We start from the raw sequence: 19,112 nt of genomic DNA, 5'->3' as shown, positions 1-19,112 counted from the left end.
TACTCCTCTTTACCTTTGCGTCTTTGAATCTCAAAAAATGAAACAAATAAGCATATTAGGCTGTGGCTGGCTTGGTCTTCCTTTAGCAAAAGCATTAATTGAAAAAGGAAATTCAGTAAACGGATCAACAACTTCCGAAAACAAACTTTCTATTTTAAAAAATTTAGGAATAAATCCTTTTCTTGTCCTCCTGAGCGAAGTCGAAGGAAGACTTGAAAGCGAAAGTGTTTCTGAGAATATCAATACTTTTTTAGCGGAAAGCGAAATTTTAATTATTGATATTCCGCCAAAATTAAGAGCTGCCGATCCAAATTCTGAAAAGAAGATTTTTGTCGAAAAAATTCAAACTTTAATTCCTTTTATAGAAAAATCAACCATTAAAAAAGTACTTTTTGTGAGTTCAACTTCTGTTTATAGCGATGATAATAGCCTTATAAACGAAGAAACTATTCCTAATCCAGAGACTGAGAGTGGTAAACAATTGGTTTTAGCAGAAAATCTTCTTAAAGAAAATCAAAACTTCGAAACCACAATTCTACGCTTCGGCGGATTAATTGGCGAAGATCGTCATCCTGTAAAGTTTTTAGCTGGAAAAGAAAACCTTGAAAATCCAGATGCGCCAATCAATTTAATTCACCAAAAGGATTGCATTAGCATTATTGAGGAAATAATAATCCAATCGAAATGGAATGAAATTTTTAATGCCGTTGCACCTTTTCATCCAACGAGAGAAGAATATTACACAAATAAAGCGATCGAAATGAACTTGGAGAAACCGAAATTCAGTTTTGAAAAATCGAATATCAAAAAGGTTGTTTCGAGTGAAAGAATAGAAAACTATTTGAACTATAAATTCTGTTTAGATAATTATTAAACTCTAAAATATTAGGTTTGGTAAAGTTGAAATCCTCATTTAAACTTAAAGTGATATAAATACATCTTTTTGAGGCTATTAAAAACGCATCCATAAAACATTTTTGCAAAAAATTTTAAAGCGAAAATCATGTCAATGGAACACAAATCATTTTTGTTTAATACATCAGCCTTTACAAAAGAATTATCAGAAATTATTCTTACTGCTGGAGAAACAGACAACGAAAAATTGCTAATTTCTTTTATAAACCAAAATTTAAACGATTTAAAGTCACCTTATTCAGGAGAAGAACTTACCGCTCAATGGATAGAAGAATTAGAAACCGAAGACATTCAAGAACTAGCCGATTTTGCAATGACAAAATATTATAATCCTGATGAAGAATTAGGGTTATCCTATAGCTGGGAATTATTATTAGAGTCATTTGATGAATTAGACCTTAAGTTCAATAATGAATATTATATACTTGGCAAATCATTAGATTCTGAAAATTTTACTCTAGACCCAGGCAAAATGGGACTTGGTTTTATTGACTCTCAGCAAATTTCAAGCATTCATAAAGAACTAATAAGCTTAAAACAAAACTTCATAGATATCTTCGAGACTGAGAGCTTAGATAAAGAAATTATACAAGCTTATGAAGAATTAATTGAGATTTACGAAGAAGCAAAAGAATCAAACTGTGGTTTATTAATGACTTTTTAATTGATTATTTATATTTCTATATTTAATAAAAGTCAGAGAGATATATTATTTTTCACAAACCTTCGACTTCATTCAGGCTAACAATCGTATAAACCGTGTGATGCAAAAACAATAAACTTAAATTACTTTATGTAATTTATATGGTTTAAAAAAACTTTGCTCCCGATAACTATCGGGAATGCGAAACCTTCCTATCTTTGTAATTAACTCAAAAATCATGGAAACAGTCTACATCAATTCACCTCTAGGAATCACCAAAATCATTGGAGATGAAAATGGTATTGCCGTGATTTCTGTTTCTGATGTTGGCACAAATGAAGTTTCTAAGAAAATTCCAAAGGTTTTACATGACGCCGTTTCACAATTAAATGAATATTTTGAAGGCAAAAGAACCGATTTTGATCTAAAACTAAATCCGCAAGGAACCGAATTTCAGCAAAAAGTCTGGAAAGCATTATTAGAAATTCCATATGGGAAAACGGTAAGTTATATGGATCAAACCAAAAAATTGGGAGATGTAAAAGCAATTCGTGCCGTAGCTTCTGCAAATGGTAAAAATCCGCTTTGGATCGTTGTGCCTTGCCACCGCGTTATTGGCACAAATGGATCTTTAACTGGATACGCCGGCGGATTATCACGTAAAAAATGGCTTTTGGAACACGAAAGTCCATCTGCACAGCAAAGCTTGTTTTAGTATTTGCTACTAATTACACAAATTATCCCTTATTTTTCTTCCCTTTAACTTTCTTTATTTTTTACATTTCAATATTTAAATAAGAAAATTCATTCAATTATATATTTCATGCTCCATAAAAAATCAAATTTGTGTACATTTATAGCAAATAAAAATTAGAATAAATTCGTGAATTCGTGGCTAAAAAAATATGATTGAAAAGATAAACCTTAATAACATTCTCTTTCTTGATATAGAAACTGTTCCTGAAGAAGAGAATTTCAATTCGCTTGACGCGGAAATGCAGTCACTTTGGGATTTAAAAACGCAATATCAACGTAAAGATGATTTTACACCAGAAGAATTTTACGAACGCGCCGGAATTTGGGCTGAATTTGGAAAGATTATTTGCATTTCAGTTGGCTTCTTTACGATTAAAGGCGATGTTCGTAATTTTAGAGTGACTTCTTTTTTTGGTGAAGAAAAGAAAATCCTAAAAGACTTTTCAAATCTGATCAACAATCATTTCAAACAGCCACAGCATTTGTTGTGCGGACATAATTCTAAAGAATTCGATATTCCGTTTATTGCAAGGCGAATGATCATCAATCAAATGCCAATTCCAGACAAACTTAATTTATTCGGGAAAAAACCTTGGGAAATTCCACATCTCGACACTTTAGAATTATGGAAATTTGGCGATTATAAGCATTTTACTTCTTTAAAATTGTTGACTAAAATTCTTGGTATTCCTTCTCCAAAAGGAGATATTGACGGAAGTCAGGTTGCTCATGTCTATTATGTCGAAAAAGATATTGACCGAATTATTACCTATTGCGAAAAAGATACAATTGCTGTTGCCCAAATTTTCTTGCGCTTACGCCGAGAAGATTTGCTTATTGAAGATGAAATTATTCATGTTTAACTAGAGGTACAAAGGGTCAAAGTTGCAAAGGAACAAAGGTTTAAACTCATAATCTTTAATTTTTTTAAATGACGCATTCTGAAATTTCACATCATCGTTTGGTTGCCCAAAAGCTTTATAAAACAAGTTCTTGTTTGCCACAAGAAATTGTAAAACATTTTGGTGCTATGCAGGCTCAAGATTACGCAATGGCGAAATGGGCTATTGGCTCTCGATGCGATTTTTCAGAGAAAGAAATTGAAGAAGCTATTAATTCGGGCCAAATTGTTCGGACCCATATTCTGAGACCAACTTGGCATTTTGTTTCGGCAGAAGATATTTATTGGATGATGGATCTTTCTGCACCTCAAGTGAAACGTTTTACAGCTTCTGCAGCGAAAAAATTTGGTTACGATGACAAAAAGCTAAATCAAACCAATAATTCGATTGAAAAACTATTAACAGGAAATAATCATTTGACTCGAAATGAAATCATGCAGGAACTTGGAATTACCAAAACTGGAAGTGACGATTTTTTGAGCGCGGCGATTATGATGAATGCCGAATTGGATGGTTTGGTTTGTAATGGAAAAATGAAAGGCAAACAAATCACTTATGCTTTGCTCGAAGAAAGAGTTCCTAAACCAAAAACTAAATTGACCAAAGAAGAAGCGTTAGCAAAACTTGCTCAACGTTATTTTGAAAGTCATGGACCAGCAACAGTCTCCGATTTTTCGTGGTGGTCAGGTTTTCCGCCTACAATTTGTCAAAAAACAGTTAACGCAATAGAGTTGCAATTAAATCATGTTACCATTGATAATCTGGAATATTGGTTTAAAAAAGATGGTTTTGATGCGGATGTCTTTCGCGAAAGCGTACATTTTCTTCCTGCTTTTGATGAGATTTTAATTTCGTATAAAACACGTGAAGCGTCTTTCAATACAGAACATCAATCGAAAGTTTTTACCAACAATGGCATTTTTAAGCCCATAATTTTAGAAAATGGAAAAGTAATCGGAATCTGGAAAAGAACCGTCAAAAAAGATCATGTTAAAATAGAAACAGAATTTTTCAAAGAAACTGAAAGTTCGAAAAAAGAAATCCTGTTTGAAGGGATTAAATCTTTTGAAACGTATTTGGAAACCAAAATTATTATTGAATAGATTGATTTTTAATTAAAATTTTACCGTTAAGATCTATTTCCACTTGTTTCGTTACTAAAATCTTTATGCTTATTATTGCTAAATAATTACATTTACAAAAAATTAGAATTATGGTATTAAGCAGATTTTGGTTAACGATTTTTATTTCTTCGATTGTTTTTATTGTAGTCAGTTTGTTTACTGCCAATACTTATACCATTGATTCTGTTTTGAATGGAAAGAAAGACGATCCTGTTTTAGTTTCTGAAAAATATCTTGAAGAACTTCCTGCTTTTATCAAAGACAGCATAAAAAAAGCGCCAGATCAAACCATGATTATCAATCGTGATACGCTAAATGCCGACACGACTTATGTTTTTAAAAGCAAAACGGTAAAAATTTATTGCGGTCTTCAAAAATCAGATGGTTTATTGCCAACTTGTAAAAGCACTTTGGTTGATTTAATTTTGCCGCTTATTGCCTATTTAGCTTTTTTCTGCGGATTAATGGAACTTTTAATCGTTTCTGGAGCTTCTGGAAACTTAGCCAAAGCTTTGAGTCCGGTTTTTGTGAAAGTATTTCCGAGTATTCCTAAAAATCACCCTTCGATTTCCTACATGACATTGAACTTCGCTGCCAATTTCCTCGGATTGGATTCGGCAGCGACACCATTCGGATTGAAAGCAATGGAAAGTTTACAGGAAATAAACCCCGAAAAAGATAAAGCGAGTGATGCGCAAATCATGTTTATGTGTCTTCATGCTTCTGGATTAACTTTAATTGCAACTTCGATTATTGGATATCGCGCTGCGGCAAATGCAAGTAATCCTGCCGATGTAATGCTTCCGTGCATAATTACTTCGTTTATTGGAACCATTGCGGCTTTCTTGATTGTTGGAATCAAACAAAAAATCAATTTCAAAAGTGCTTCGCTTCTTATTGGTTTAATGGTTTTGATCGCGGCTATTGTTGGTTTGCTGATGTATGTGAATCACTTGGATTTAATTGGAAAAAACTACTTTACTTCTAACCTTTCGGGATTAATTTTACTTTCGATTATTGTTTTCACTTTGATCTTCTCATTCAAACATGAGAAAAAATTCAAAGATGCCAATACAACAGTATTTGACACTTTTGTGGTTGGAGCCAATAACGGAGTTAAAACCGGAGTTACTATTTTTCCTTATGTTTTAGGGATGTTAGTTGCGATTTCGCTATTTAGAAATAGTGGCTTATTTGAAATTATAAGCGACGGAATCGGATTTATCTTTTCGAACTTAGGCGTAAGCAAAGAAATTACCAATGCGTTGCCAGTTGCCATGCTTCGTCCGTTTAGTTCTGCTGGATCAAGAGGTTTCTTAATTGATTCGATGAATACCTTTGGAGCAGATTCTTTAACAGCAAGACTGAGCAGTATTTTCCAGTGCAGTGCTGAAAGTACTTTTTATGTAATTGCAGTTTATTTTGGATCTGTAAATATCAAAAACACACGTTACGCTTTAGGCACAATGCTTTTGGTTGATTTGATCTGTGTTATTACGGCGATTTTTGTAGCGACTTGGTTTTTTTAATTTAAACCCGAAAACGAAATATGAATTTATTCAAGAAAATTTTTGCTAAAGAAAAACAGGTCGTAAACAAAGAAGAAGATCAAATTTTAGAACAAACTCCAATTGTTGAAGAAGAAAAGCCCGTTGAAGAAGTAAAATTGGAAGAAAAGCAATTCGAATCCAACAAAATTGATTGGCTTATAAATGATTCTATTTTGACTTTTTTGCCTCGTGAATTATTTATGCATTATTGGGACAGCAATACCGAAAAAAACCTGCAAGATCCGTCTTGGCAAAATCAGGGTATTTATTTTTGGGATTACAATGAACCGTTTAAAAGAAAGTCTCTTCCTGATTTTTTTGAAAATTTCGAGAAGAAACCATTTGTCTTTAATAAATTTCCTGACTATATTTCACTGATGTCTGCAAAAGTTATTCCGTGGTTTGGAATGCCTGGCGGAGGAGACAAACTTTCTCTTCGATATGAAGACAGCTCAATAACTTTAGAAGAAGCTCATAAATTGGATATTATAAATTATATTGAAATTATAGAGTTAAATTATGATAATTTAAGTGTTTTGAATGATCGAGATAATTATCATTTTCTAATAAATCCTAATGAAGTTAAATTCGAAAACCAGCTTTTTTATCTCAATGGAGAAAGTATTTCTTTAGCTGAACTTTACCAAAAAAAGAAGCTTTTCGTAATATCTTTAAAATAAATAATCTTAACCACTACAAATATGAAACTAGCCCCCCTCTTCTTCGTATTGCTTTTGATCGGATGTCAAAAAACAAAACCTACAGACGCTGCTCCAACAATTGCAGAAATTATTGAACCACAAGAAACAGTAGCTGTTACAAATGATGAAAAGATCATTAAAACTGACACTGTAGCCATTTACACTGACGGAACAGAATCTACAACAGATTATATTCTTGCGAATTTAATAGATCAGCAGGCAGATAAAGACAGTATTGTAACTGTAAAATACAGATTAGATTTTTATCAGAATAAAACCAAAACAGCATCTTCAGGAATTGCAATTACAGGCTTTCAAAAAGGTTCTGAATGGATCGCCTCTTACGGGTTAACATCTGAAACTTCTAAAAACTCTCCTTTCATACAAATCTCAGTTGGATATCCTGCTTGCGGTTATACGCATGATAATTACTTGTATTATTTAAAAAACAAAGAATTGCAACAGGTTCACCAATGGAGCACAATGTCTGACAGCGGCTGGGGAAGCTGGGTCGAAATTGTAAATCCTACAGCCAAATCTGAACCAAAATCTTTTTATTGCAAAACTGTTGCATTTACACCTGCAGACGAAGATGAGAATATAGACATGGGAATCCTACAGCATTCAGATTCAATATCTTTCGAATTAAAAGACAGTAAATGGAAAAAGATTTTGTTGTCTGCAAAGGACAAGCCTTACTTCGAAAAAAAGATGACTTTTGATCAATTCAACAGTACAGAATAAAATGCATAAAACTGTTTAAGAGTTCTTATTCAAATTCTTTCTTAGGTAAATAATTTCTAAATTTGTAAAAAAACAAAACAATGATCGATTTTATATACCAAGATCCTTACCCGATCTTAAAGGATGATACGCAGTATCGCAAAATCACTTCTGATTTTGTGAAAGTTGAAAAATTTGGAGAACGCGAAGTTTTAACCGTTGACCCAAAAGGTTTGGAATTATTGGCTGAAGAAGCATTGACAGATGTTTCATTTATGCTAAGAACAACACATTTACAAAAACTTAGAAAAATTCTTGATGATCCAGAAGCAACAGACAATGATCGTTTTGTGGCTTATAATTTGCTTCAAAATGCATCTGTTGCTGCCGAAGGTCAACTTCCAAGTTGTCAAGATACAGGAACTGCGATCGTAATGGCTAAAAAAGGCGAAAGCATTTTTACAGGTGTTGATGATGCAGAATGGTTAAGCCGAGGTATTTTTAATACTTATCAAAAAAGAAACTTACGTTATTCGCAGATTGTTCCGATTTCGATGTTTGAAGAAAAAAATTCAGGATCAAATCTTCCGGCGCAAATTGATATTTATGCTAAAGAAGGAACTTCTTACGACTTTTTGTTTATGGCAAAAGGTGGAGGATCTGCAAACAAAACATATTTATACCAACAGACAAAATCTTTGCTGAATGAAAAATCATTAGACGAATTCATTCGCATAAAAATCAAAGATTTAGGAACTTCTGCTTGCCCTCCGTACCATTTAGCTTTGGTAATTGGCGGAACTTCTGCGGAAGCAAACTTAAGCGCTGTTAAAAAAGCATCTGCAGGATATTATGATCATCTTCCAACTTCAGGAAATATGGCTGGTCAAGCTTTCCGTGATTTTGAGTGGGAAGAAAGAGTTCAGAAAATCTGTCAAGAAAGTGCAATTGGAGCGCAATTTGGAGGAAAATATTTCACACATGATGTTCGTGTAATTCGTTTGCCACGTCACGCAGCTTCTTGCCCAGTTGGACTTGGAGTTTCTTGTTCTGCAGATAGAAATATCAAAGGAAAAATCACGAAAGATGGAATTTTCGTTGAGCAATTAGAAGTAAATCCAAAACAATTTTTACCAGAAACAGCTCCGCATTTAGAAGCGCCAGTAGAAATTGATTTAGATCAGCCAATGGCAGATATTTTGGCGAAATTGTCTCAATATCCAGTTAAGACTCGTTTAAAACTAAACGGAACTGTAATTGTTGCCCGAGATATTGCTCACGCAAAAATCAAAGAATTATTAGACGCTGGAAAACCAATGCCTGATTATTTCAAAAATCACCCAGTATATTACGCAGGTCCAGCAAAAACTCCAGACGGAATGGCTTCTGGAAGTTTTGGACCGACAACTGCTGGACGTATGGACGTTTATGTAGATGAATTCCAGAAAAATGGCGGAAGTATGATTATGCTGGCAAAAGGAAACCGCACAAAACAGGTTACGGACGCTTGTAATAAATACGGCGGATTCTATTTGGGTTCTATCGGAGGGCCTGCTGCTATTTTGGCTCAAGACAACATTCTAAAAGTAGAAGTTGTTGATTTTGAAGAATTAGGAATGGAAGCTGTTCGTAAAATCACAGTTAAAGACTTCCCTGCATTCATTATTACAGATGATAAAGGAAATGACTTCTTTGCTAACTTATAATTTCTTTTGCCACAAAGGCACTAAGACACTAAGTTCTATAAATATAAAAACCGCTCAAAAAGCGGTTTTTTTTGTTTCTTGGATAAAAAACTTAGTGTCTTAGTGCCTTTGTGGCAATCACAAAACCTAAGCGCTTAAATCTTGCTTTTCAAAAGCTATAAAATGTGATGCTTCTCCTTTCAGGTTGAAAACAGGAAATGCATTGATTATACATTTATAAGTATTTCCATTTTTTCTATAATTTTCGAGTGTTTTCTCAAAAGGGATTTTCAGTTTCACAGCATCTCTGATTTCTCTCAAGTCTTTTTGGGAAGTTGCAGGCCCTTGAAACATTTTCGGAGTTTTACCCAGAATTTCCTCTTCTCTATAACCTGTCATTTTCTTTATTCCGCTTGACGCGAAAACGATCCTCAAATCCAAATCTGTAACTAAAACAACTTCATCCTTAATTCTTTCCTGAATATTGAGCTTTTTCTCATCCCAAGTAAATTCAGTCGAAATTTGGCTCACTTTTTTTAGATCAGCACTTAACGCTTTTAGCTCATTCACATATTCATAGTGAAAATCCCAAGCTAAGATTGGAACTGAATTTCGCTCTAAGAAATCGTCAATGTTTTTATTTTTCATATAAAATGCATTAAATGATCAATAAATCTTTTTACTCAAAGATAGAGGAAAAATCTTGTTATTAGTCACAAAAACTATCATTTTTAATATCGAAAGCGTTATCAAAATGTAAACTTTAATTGAACCACAACTGCTTTTTTTACTTCATTATTCAAGTTACTCAATGAAATGCCAAGAAGCCGCACAGAATCTTTCATTTTTTCCTGATATAATAACTCTTCTATATTTTCCATAATTAATTTTTTATCTGAAATAAAATACGGCAGCGTTTTACTTCTTGTTTGTTGAGAGAAATCACTGTATTTAATTTTCAGTGTAATTGTTTTTCCAGAAAGATTGTGCCTTTGAAGCCTCTTTTCTAAAGATGCAGCAATTCGTTCCAATTGTTCCATCATAAAAATTTCAGAAGACAAATTCACATCAAAAGTATGTTCTGCAGCTACAGATTTAGTAATTCGGGAAGATTTTACTTCACTATTGTGAATACCTCGAACAACATGATAATAAAATGCTCCAGATTTTCCGAAGTGCTTTTCTAAGAACTCTAAAGATCTATTTTTTAAATCGGTTCCTGTGAAAATTCCGAGTTGATACATTTTTTCAGTTGTCACTTTTCCAACTCCATAGAATTTACGAATTGGCAAATCTTCCAAAAAAGCTTCCACTTCATCTGGATTTACCGTTTTCTGTCCGTTTGGTTTGTTGTAGTCGCTGGCGATTTTAGCCACAAATTTATTTATCGAAATTCCTGCTGATGCGGTTAAGCCTACTTCATTAAAAATTCTTGCTCGAATTTCCTGTGCCAAAAGACTTGCGCTTGGATTTCCTTTTTTGTTTTTGGTAACATCCAAATAAGCTTCGTCAAGCGAAAGAGGTTCAACCAAATCAGTATAATCGTGAAAAATTTTATGGATTTTGGATGAAATCTCTTTGTAACGATCAAATCTCGGCCGAACAAAGATAATGTCGGGACAATATTTCTTGGCTAAAACTCCACTTATGGCACTTCGAACACCAAATTTTCTAGCCTCATAACTTGCCGCCGAAACCACTCCTCGATTTTCTGAACCTCCAACAGCAACTGGTTTTCCTCTTAATTCCGGGTTGTCCATCTGCTCTACCGATGCATAAAAAGCATCCATATCAATGTGAATAATTTTGCGATATGTTGGTGTTTCAGACATGCTACAAATTTAAAAAGGATAGCAATAAAAAAGTGCTGTAAATAGTTATAAATCATATCAATTTTTAAAGAATAGAAATTCGATGAGCCCAAACCAATTATTCTTTTTATTTTTGTTCTTCTACTCGAAAAATTAAATAATGCGAACATTTGTTATAGGTGACATTCATGGCGGATTACTTGCACTTGAACAAGTGATACAAAGAGCCGAAGTTACTACTGAAGATACTCTAATTTTTTTGGGCGATTATGTTGACGGCTGGAGTCAGTCTGTTGAAGTAATCGACTATTTGATTGATTTAAAAAGCAAACAAAACTGCATCTTCATACGAGGAAATCACGATCAGCTGGCATTAGACTGGCTAGAAAACAGACATGATGATTTTGATGAAGAAATGTGGTACAAACATGGCGGAAAAGCAACTGTTGAAGGATACGCCAAAATCTCTGAAGAGAAAAAAAGAACTCATATCGAATTTCTAGAAAATCTTCAGGATTATTATCTTGATGATCAAAACCGTTTATTTGTTCATGCCGGTTTTACCAATTTGAATGGCGTGAAATGGGAATACTTTTCAAAACTATTTTATTGGGATAGAACACTTTGGGAATCAGCTCTTGCATTGGATCCAAAATTAAAAGAAGACGATTTACACTATCCGAAACGTTTTACCGTTTACAAAGAAGTTTATATTGGCCACACGCCCGTGACAAGAATAGGAAAAACTATTCCAATAAACAAAGCCTGCGTTTGGAACGTAGATACGGGCGCAGCATTTAGAGGTCCGCTTACAATTTTAGACGTCGATACCAAGGAATATTGGCAAAGCGAACCGCTAAACGAACTGTATTTTAACGAAAAGGGTAGGAATTAATTTATTTAAAATTTACATTTGCCCTGCAAAATATTAATATTTAAAATTTTATGAAAAAGGTTATTACATTCTTGTTTTTAGTTTCATTCGGATTTATTAATGCACAAAGCGCCTTTACAGGAAAAGGTGACACGAGAGTAAACGTAGGTGCTAATTTACAAGATGGTGGTTCTGGAATTCAGGGTTCTATTGATTTTGGTTTAGGAGAAAATTTCTCTGTTGGTTTTGTTGCAAATTACTTATTAGGAGTTGATAATTTCAACGGTTTTTATCACGGAAGTTCTTCTGCTTATTATGATGAGTCTCCAGATTTCTCAGATCGTTTTGATGCAAAAGCAAGAATGAATGCTAACTTATCTAGTGTAATTGGTGTTGAGCAATTAGACGTTTACCCTGGATTAAGCTTAGGTTTACATAATTTTGGAGGTCACGTTGGTGGTCGTTATTTCTTTACTGACGGATTTGGTGTTTTCACAGAAATCGGATTTCCAATTGCAAAATATGGTTCAAACAATGATCCTTTTTATCATTTAAATAATCAAGCTGCTTTTAGTTTAGGAGCTTCGTTTAGTTTATAGTTTTTAAAAGTTGCTAAGATGCTGAGATTCTAAGTTTCTAAGACTTTAAAACGAAAAAACCGCCTTTAGGGCGGTTTTTTCGTTTTTTATTTAATGTGAATTTATGATCTGCTGAACTTTCTTTTTAACGCATCAATAAACTCATTAAGTGTAATTCCGTTATATTCTTTTGGATCATCTTCTACTAATAATTCTGCAATATCTTTTTTCCTATATGGCACAAATAAAGACAAGTACCAACTATCTGTCTCCGTAATTGCATTCCCATTCAAAAATGACGTCAGAAGATAAAAGAACATTAAAAGCCTAACAAAAACAAAAAACTTTCTATAACCTTTACTTAAATCATTCTTTTTGTTTTCCGATATCGCTTTAATAGTAAAATATATTAATTGAATGATAAAAACTAGTATAAGAATATTTGACAAATATCTTAAACTTTGATAGTCAACTAACAACATTAAAAGTGATATTACAATTGAAACTACTGCATTTGCTATAAACAAATAACTTCCCCATTTAATATCGATTTCAAACTTTTCCAAAGGCGTATTTTTTTAAATCACAGCAAATGTAAAGAAAAAGATTACGTTTCCATTATACGCTCTAGCAGAAAACAAAAAAGAGAACTCCATTAATGAAGTTCTCTCTATCTAAATCACTGTACAGCTTTGCAACTTGAACCTTTGCCCCTCTGAACCTTTCTACCTAAAAAAATCAAATCACCATTTCAGGAATTTCACCTTCAATGATCAAATCAGCTTCTGTTGATGCGATGATGTGCTCGACTGAGATACCTGGCGCTCGTTCTAAGAGCTTAAAACCTTTTTCTGTTACTTCGAGAACTGCAAGCTCAGTTACAACCTTTTTAACGCATCCTACGCCTGTTAATGGTAAAGTACATCTTTTTAAGATTTTAGACTCTCCTGCTTTGTTTACGTGCATCATGGCAACGATTATATTTTCGGCGGAAGCCACCAAATCCATTGCGCCTCCCATTCCCTTAACCATTTTGCCTGGAATTTTCCAATTGGCGATATCTCCGTTTTCAGAAACCTCCATTGCTCCCAGAATCGTCAAATCGACTTTCTGACTGCGAATCATTCCGAAACTGAAAGCCGAATCAAAGAAACTTGCACCAGGAAGTGTCGTAATGGTTTGTTTTCCTGCATTGATAATATCTGCATCTTCTTCTCCTTCAAAAGGAAAAGGTCCCATTCCAAGAACTCCATTTTCACTTTGAAATTCTACTGCTATATCTTCTCGAACGTAATTCGCAACCAAAGTAGGAATCCCAATTCCAAGGTTTACGAAATAACGATCTTTTACCTCTTTTGCAATTCGTTTTGCTATATCTTCTTTACTAAGTGCCATATCTTTAATGTGTCAATTAGAAAATTTGATAATTAGATAATTCTTACGCTATGTGTTTAATTATCCAATTGTCACATTTTCTCATTATCTAATTTCTAGTTCTTACTGTGCGTTGTTCAATTCGCTTCTCAAATTTTTCTCCTTGAAAAATGCGCTGCACCATAATTCCCGGAATATGAATCTGATTTGGATCTAAAGTCCCAACGGGAACCAGTTCTTCAACTTCCGCAATTGTAATTTTTCCAGCTCCAGCCATACAAGCATTAAAGTTTCTAGCTGTTCCTTTGAAAATCAGATTTCCTGCTTCATCACCTTTCCAAGCTTTTACAATAGCAAAGTCAGCTTTGAAAGCTTCTTCCATGATATGCATTTTTCCGTTGAATTCTCTTGCTTCTTTTCCTTCTGCCACTTCAGTTCCGTAGCCTGCTGGTGTAAAGAAAGCTGGAATTCCGGCCTGAGCCGCACGACAGCGTTCTGCTAGAGTTCCTTGAGGCGTTAATTCAACTTCAAGTTCTCCAGAAAGCATCTGACGCTCGAATTCGGCATTTTCGCCCACATAAGACGAAATCATCTTTTTGATTTGTTTTTTCTGCAACAATAATCCCAATCCAAAATCATCGACTCCTGCATTGTTAGAAATACAAGTTAAATCTGAAATCGAAGTATTTACTAAAGCCGCTATTGTATTTTCAGGAATACCACATAATCCAAAACCACCAAACATGATGGTCATACCGCTTTTAATTCCGTCAATAGCATCCTGAACGCCATTTACTTTTTTTGTTATCATAACAAACTGTCTTTATTGCTGAATATTTTTGATAAAAATAAGATTTTTAGATGGAATTATAACGATTTCGTAAAAATAAAACCAAAAGAAAAATCCCTTTACTAATCTTTTGAAAAGAGTTGTAAAGGGACTGAAATATAATTAGATACGTTTTATTGCAACATTGTTACAATTCAAATTCGTCTGTATTTTGTTCCGTTTGTGTAGTGTCTTTTACCACAGCTGGCCTAGCATAACAATCTACTTTTATTGAAAGGTTTGCTGGACGCTCAAATTCTCCTTTAGAAATCTGAAGGTTTTTATCGGCATAACATTTTTTCATGTAATACCCCCAAACAGGTAACGCGGCAGTTGCTCCTTGTCCATAAGTCAAACTTTTGAAACGTGCTGAACGGTCTTCGCATCCAACCCAAACTCCAGTTACCAAGTTTGGAACCATTCCCATAAACCAACCATCAGATTGATTTTGAGTTGTACCGGTTTTACCTGCAATAGGATTTGTAAACATGTATGGATAACCTGTCCAACGATTGTCTCCACTTCCGCCGCCTTGAGTACGTAAACGTACACCAGAACCACTTTCTGTTACCCCTTGAAGTAATTTGATTACTGCAAAAGCAATATCTTTATTTAAAACGTCATGAGATTCTGGAATTGGTTCGTAAATAACCTCTCCACTTTTGTTTTCAATTCGGCTTAAAAACTGTGGTTTTACATAAACTCCCTGGTTCGCAAATGTACTATATGCCGCAACCATGTCTTCAACTGTAATATCTACAGCTCCCAATGCGATTGAAGGCTGAACTGGAATTTCTGTTTTTACTCCTAATTTCTTCGTCAATTCTACAACAGCTTCTGGACTAGTTCTATCAATTAATTTAGCTGAAACTGTATTGATAGAAGCCGCTAGAGCTTGTTTTAAAGTTACCATTCCGCGGTATCTGTAATCTGAGTTTCTTGGTTCCCAGTCTTCTGTTACGTGGTGACGTCCTTTATGAATCATGAAAGGTCCATCCAAAATAGAATCACATGGAGACATATTTAATTGTTCAATAGCTGTTGCGTAAACGAAAGGCTTAAAAGTCGAACCAACTTGTCTTGCTCCTTGTCCTACGTGGTCGTATTGGAAATATTTGTAATTGATTCCTCCAACCCAAGCTTTAATTGCTCCAGTCTGAGGCTCCATTGACATTAAACCAGATTGCAAAAAGTGTTTGTAATAGCGAATAGAATCAAGCGGTGTCATAATCGTATCGCGTTCCCCTTTCCATGTAAAAACACGCATTTTTGTTTTTACTTTGAATGAAGCAATGATATCATCTTCGCTTTTATCCATATCTTTCATCTGAGCCCAACGAACAGAATTTTTCATTGCCTGCATCATGATTCGGTCTGTTTCTGCTTGTGTAATATTCACGAAAGGAGCATTTTTATTGTTTTTCATATCAATAAAAAATTGTTCCTGCAGATTTTTCATATGTGCCGCAACAGCTTCTTCCGCATATTGCTGCATTCTAGAATCTATCGTTGTATAGATTTTAAGACCGTCTTTGTAAATATCATATTCCGATCCGTCAGGTTTTTTGTTTTCAGTAACCCATTTTTTCATGTAATCACGAAGATACTCTCTAAAATAAGTTGCCATACCTTCACGGTGGCTTTCTAATTTAAATTTCAAAGTAATTGGTAAAGCTTGAAGTCTTTCTTTTTCAGATTCTGAAATCATTTTTGCTTTTGCCATTTGAGACAAAACCACATTACGACGGTTTTTTACTCCCTGCGGATTTCTTACTGGATTGTATAAACCTGAATTCTTGAACATTCCAACCAAAATAGCAGATTCGTCTACTGTCAAGTCTTTCGGCTCTTTAGAAAAATAAGTCTGAGCTGCAGAACTTACACCAACAGAGTAATTTCCGAAATCATAAACGTTACAGTACATCGCCAAAATTTCATTCTTCGTGTATTGTCTTTCTAGACGAATGGCGATAATCCATTCTTTAATTTTTTGAACAATTCTAAACGGTAAAAACTTAGATCCTTCACCGTGAAACAATTGTTTTGCAAGCTGTTGTGTCAATGTACTTGCACCACCATTTGTTCCTAAAGTAAAAACTGCTCTTAAAGTTCCGCGTCCATCAATTCCCGAATGTTCGTAGAAACGTGCGTCTTCAGTTGCAACAAGCGCTTCAACCAAATTTTTAGGTAAATCTGAATATTTAAGCTGAGATCTATTCGTTTTGAAATATTTACCAATTACGACTCCATCAGAAGAGATAATTTCAGTAGCAAGATTTGAATCTGGATTTTCTAAATCTTCAAAGGAAGGCATAGAACCAAATAATCCCCAAGAAGCAAATAAAAAGAAAGCTAAAACTCCAAGTAAAGAGTAGGCAAAAATTCGCCAAAATTTCTTTTTGTAATAATTGATATCCTTAACGGTATTGGATTGATTGTTTTTTTTAGCAGCCATATTATTTATCTAATCTTTTTGTTCTATTCTAAAACCAACGTCTGTAATTCCTTCTAAAGCTTCAACACCAGGAATTTTACCTGATTGTCTTACAGCTTGTTTGATGTGAACTTTATAATTTCCTCTAAACTTTACATCTTCTTTGTAATAAAGCTTACTTTCTTTTATATCTGAAAATCCGTTTCCTAATAAAGTTCCGTCTGGCTCAGCCATTTGGTATTCTAAGGTATCCACTTTTGTAAATCCGTTTGGCATTTCCATTGAAACAATCAAAAACAAATTATTAAACGGATAATTGTTATTGTCTCGTATGTTTACAAACAGATTGTATTTTTTTGTAGAATCTAAAACCGGCAGATTAAAAGTTACAATACTGTCTTTATGCCAAGCACTTCCAACAGATTTGTACTCATCGAATACTCTTTTTTTATCGCAAGAAAAAAGAAGTATCGCTGCCAAAAGAAGAATTCCGCTATTTTTTATTCTCATTTTTAGTATTCGTTATTGGTTTTCTAGGTTCAGCAGGTTTATTTTCATTTGAATTTTGCTTATTCGGATTGTTTTTGTTCGAATTATGCTTTTTCTTATGATTTGGCTTGTTTGGATTGTTTGGTTTAGCCACATTTCCGTTGTTCACATTTCCGTTGTTCGCATTACCATTGTTCGGATTATTATTTCCTGCTGGTTTAGCGTTATTAGCATTTTTTTCTTGCTGTGGTTTCACTGGAACTGCAACACCAGCCGCCTCTGCATTTTGCTTACGTTTGCGATTTGGTTTTTTCTTTCTTTTTGGCTGATCAAAACGAGTTAAACTCTCTTGACCCATTGCATTATTGAAGTCTTTTTCAGGCTCTGAAGTAACCTCAACAGCAAAATCTTCTAAAGAAGAAACCTTATTTTTCTGCTTGTTTTCAGCTATAATTTCTTTTACCTGATCGATTTTTAAAACATGCCAGTTTGCAAAGTTGTTTGTATAAGCAAACCACATTAACCCTTTAAAAATATCTTGTTTTTGGCAGACAGCATCTCCTTTTTCAGTGATCAGTTTTGTATCATAATCAGGGAAATCTTTTAATGCGTCCATGTAAGTATCTAACTCATAGTTCAGACAGCATTTTAATTTCCCACATTGTCCCGCTAATTTCTGCGGATTCAATGATAACTGCTGATAACGCGCTGCAGAAGTATTTACACTTCTGAAATCGGTTAACCAAGTCGAACAGCAAAGTTCACGTCCGCAAGAACCAACTCCACCTAAACGAGCCGCTTCCTGACGGAAACCAACTTGTTTCATTTCTACTCTCGTACTGAATTCTTTAGCAAAATCTTTAATCAGCATTCTAAAGTCAACACGATCGTTTGCTGTGTAGTAAAAAGTCGCTTTTGATCCGTCTCCTTGAAATTCGATATCCGAAATTTTCATTTCCAATTTGTGCTGAATCGCCAATTCACGTGCGCGAACCTTCATTGGCTCTTCACGATCACGCGCTACAGACCAAATATCGATATCTTTTTGAGATGCTTTTCTGTAAATTTTTGGAACTTCGTTACTTTCGTAATTCACCCCTTTTTTCTTCATTTGAATTTTAACTAATTCTCCTGTAAGAGTCACAATTCCAATATCATGTCCTGGCGAAGCAACAGTTGCTACAATATCGCCAATACTTAAAGTTAATTTCTCCGAATTTCTAAAAAATTCCTTACGTCCGTTTTTAAAACGAACCTCAACACAATCAAAAATCGCCTCTCCATTAGACGGGCTCATGTTTGAAAGCCAGTCAAAAACCGTCAATTTATTGCAGCTATCGGTGCCGCAAGTCCCATTATTTTTACAACCTTTTGGTGCGCCACCGTCTGAGGTTGAACAACTTGTACATGCCATAATTATATATGTAGTGCTGCCAGAATGCAGCTTAAGTTCATAAACGTTTGATCGGTAAAGATAGTATTTTTTTTATTTGGCTATTTATAGATTAGTTGTAAAGGGTTGTTAAATAAAAAATGAATTGTTTTATAAATCAAATTCATTACAAAATAGAAGCTTATTCCTACTTTAAAACAAAAAAGCCTACAAATGATGTTTATGTTTGTTAATAAGTTGTAAAAACCCCTTTTTAATTTTTATCCTGAAATATATTTCTCATTTTTATGTTTTATCTTACAGCATGGTTTGCGAAGCCAACAATTACAAG

The 19,112-nt window shown here is 34.2% G+C and carries 19 protein-coding genes; 11 read left to right on the top strand and 8 right to left on the bottom strand.

The annotated features are described in order from the left end of the window. Positions 1 to 37 precede the first annotated feature (37 nt). From DM444_RS06065 to DM444_RS06025, 9 genes are all read left to right on the top strand, one after another. A complete protein-coding gene (locus DM444_RS06065; RefSeq protein WP_111284908.1) occupies positions 38 to 874 on the top strand; it encodes a Rossmann-fold NAD(P)-binding domain-containing protein in 837 nt (278 codons plus the stop codon). A gap of 135 nt (positions 875 to 1,009) precedes the next feature. Beyond that, entirely contained in the window at positions 1,010 to 1,579 is a 570-nt protein-coding gene (locus DM444_RS06060) for a hypothetical protein (RefSeq protein WP_111284907.1), read from the top strand. Between the two features lie 217 nt (positions 1,580 to 1,796). After that, positions 1,797 to 2,273 carry a methylated-DNA--[protein]-cysteine S-methyltransferase gene (locus DM444_RS06055; RefSeq protein ID WP_111284906.1) on the top strand — a complete coding sequence of 159 codons (477 nt, stop codon included), beginning with the start codon at positions 1,797 to 1,799 and terminating at the stop codon, positions 2,271 to 2,273. Positions 2,274 to 2,463: 190 nt separating this feature from the next. Continuing rightward, positions 2,464 to 3,177: a 3'-5' exonuclease gene (locus tag DM444_RS06050; protein ID WP_111284905.1), complete on the top strand. Its 714-nt coding sequence runs from the start codon at positions 2,464 to 2,466 to the stop codon at positions 3,175 to 3,177. A 68-nt stretch (positions 3,178 to 3,245) separates the two neighbouring features. Then, positions 3,246 to 4,319 carry a winged helix DNA-binding domain-containing protein gene (locus DM444_RS06045; protein WP_111284904.1) on the top strand — a complete coding sequence of 358 codons (1,074 nt, stop codon included), beginning with the start codon at positions 3,246 to 3,248 and terminating at the stop codon, positions 4,317 to 4,319. 110 nt (positions 4,320 to 4,429) lie between these two features. Continuing rightward, entirely contained in the window at positions 4,430 to 5,869 is a 1,440-nt protein-coding gene (locus tag DM444_RS06040) for a nucleoside recognition domain-containing protein (protein ID WP_111284903.1), read from the top strand. Positions 5,870 to 5,889: 20 nt separating this feature from the next. Further along, positions 5,890 to 6,570 carry a hypothetical protein gene (locus DM444_RS06035; protein WP_111284902.1) on the top strand — a complete coding sequence of 227 codons (681 nt, stop codon included), beginning with the start codon at positions 5,890 to 5,892 and terminating at the stop codon, positions 6,568 to 6,570. A gap of 21 nt (positions 6,571 to 6,591) precedes the next feature. After that, positions 6,592 to 7,335 (top strand): hypothetical protein, encoded by a 744-nt coding sequence (locus DM444_RS06030; protein ID WP_111284901.1) that lies wholly within the window; start codon positions 6,592 to 6,594, stop codon positions 7,333 to 7,335. Between the two features lie 80 nt (positions 7,336 to 7,415). Then, positions 7,416 to 9,020 carry a fumarate hydratase gene (locus DM444_RS06025; protein ID WP_111284900.1) on the top strand — a complete coding sequence of 535 codons (1,605 nt, stop codon included), beginning with the start codon at positions 7,416 to 7,418 and terminating at the stop codon, positions 9,018 to 9,020. A gap of 126 nt (positions 9,021 to 9,146) precedes the next feature. On the opposite strand, the gene DM444_RS06020 is transcribed toward DM444_RS06025, so the two are convergent. Together DM444_RS06020 and dinB are read right to left on the bottom strand one after the other, a co-directional pair. Further along, entirely contained in the window at positions 9,147 to 9,647 is a 501-nt protein-coding gene (locus DM444_RS06020; protein WP_111284899.1) for a PAS domain-containing protein, read from the bottom strand. 101 nt (positions 9,648 to 9,748) lie between these two features. After that, complete coding sequence (dinB, locus tag DM444_RS06015; RefSeq protein ID WP_111284898.1) at positions 9,749 to 10,831, bottom strand: DNA polymerase IV; 1,083 nt, start codon at positions 10,829 to 10,831, stop codon at positions 9,749 to 9,751. 139 nt (positions 10,832 to 10,970) lie between these two features. Between dinB and DM444_RS06010 the strand changes: the two genes are divergently transcribed. Next, positions 10,971 to 11,705: a metallophosphoesterase family protein gene (locus DM444_RS06010; RefSeq protein WP_111284897.1), complete on the top strand. Its 735-nt coding sequence runs from the start codon at positions 10,971 to 10,973 to the stop codon at positions 11,703 to 11,705. 50 nt (positions 11,706 to 11,755) lie between these two features. After that, the gene (locus tag DM444_RS06005; protein ID WP_111284896.1) at positions 11,756 to 12,283 is read left to right on the top strand and encodes a DUF6646 family protein; all 528 of its coding nucleotides are present in this window, start codon (positions 11,756 to 11,758) and stop codon (positions 12,281 to 12,283) included. Between the two features lie 101 nt (positions 12,284 to 12,384). On the opposite strand, the gene DM444_RS06000 is transcribed toward DM444_RS06005, so the two are convergent. The 6 genes from DM444_RS06000 to DM444_RS05975 all read right to left on the bottom strand — a co-directional run bounded on the left by DM444_RS06000 (position 12,385) and on the right by DM444_RS05975 (position 18,802). After that, entirely contained in the window at positions 12,385 to 12,828 is a 444-nt protein-coding gene (locus DM444_RS06000; protein ID WP_111284895.1) for a hypothetical protein, read from the bottom strand. A 172-nt stretch (positions 12,829 to 13,000) separates the two neighbouring features. Then, on the bottom strand, positions 13,001 to 13,657 hold the full coding sequence (locus DM444_RS05995; protein WP_111284894.1) for a CoA transferase subunit B: 657 nt from the start codon (positions 13,655 to 13,657) through the stop codon (positions 13,001 to 13,003). 88 nt (positions 13,658 to 13,745) lie between these two features. Beyond that, positions 13,746 to 14,447 (bottom strand): CoA transferase subunit A, encoded by a 702-nt coding sequence (locus DM444_RS05990; protein ID WP_111284893.1) that lies wholly within the window; start codon positions 14,445 to 14,447, stop codon positions 13,746 to 13,748. A gap of 166 nt (positions 14,448 to 14,613) precedes the next feature. Then, entirely contained in the window at positions 14,614 to 16,920 is a 2,307-nt protein-coding gene (locus tag DM444_RS05985; RefSeq protein ID WP_111284892.1) for a penicillin-binding protein 1A, read from the bottom strand. A gap of 9 nt (positions 16,921 to 16,929) precedes the next feature. After that, positions 16,930 to 17,409 carry a gliding motility lipoprotein GldH gene (locus tag DM444_RS05980; protein ID WP_111284891.1) on the bottom strand — a complete coding sequence of 160 codons (480 nt, stop codon included), beginning with the start codon at positions 17,407 to 17,409 and terminating at the stop codon, positions 16,930 to 16,932. Then, complete coding sequence (locus DM444_RS05975) at positions 17,393 to 18,802, bottom strand: PSP1 domain-containing protein (RefSeq protein ID WP_111284890.1); 1,410 nt, start codon at positions 18,800 to 18,802, stop codon at positions 17,393 to 17,395. The genes DM444_RS05980 and DM444_RS05975 overlap by 17 nt, the downstream gene beginning before the upstream one ends. Between the last annotated feature and the right edge of the window lie 310 nt (positions 18,803 to 19,112).

It is taken from the genome of Flavobacterium ginsenosidimutans, assembly GCF_003254625.1.
Classification (GTDB): domain Bacteria; phylum Bacteroidota; class Bacteroidia; order Flavobacteriales; family Flavobacteriaceae; genus Flavobacterium; species Flavobacterium ginsenosidimutans.
Note: the sequence above shows the minus strand (reverse complement) of the source record. Positions and strands in the feature narration are given on the sequence as shown.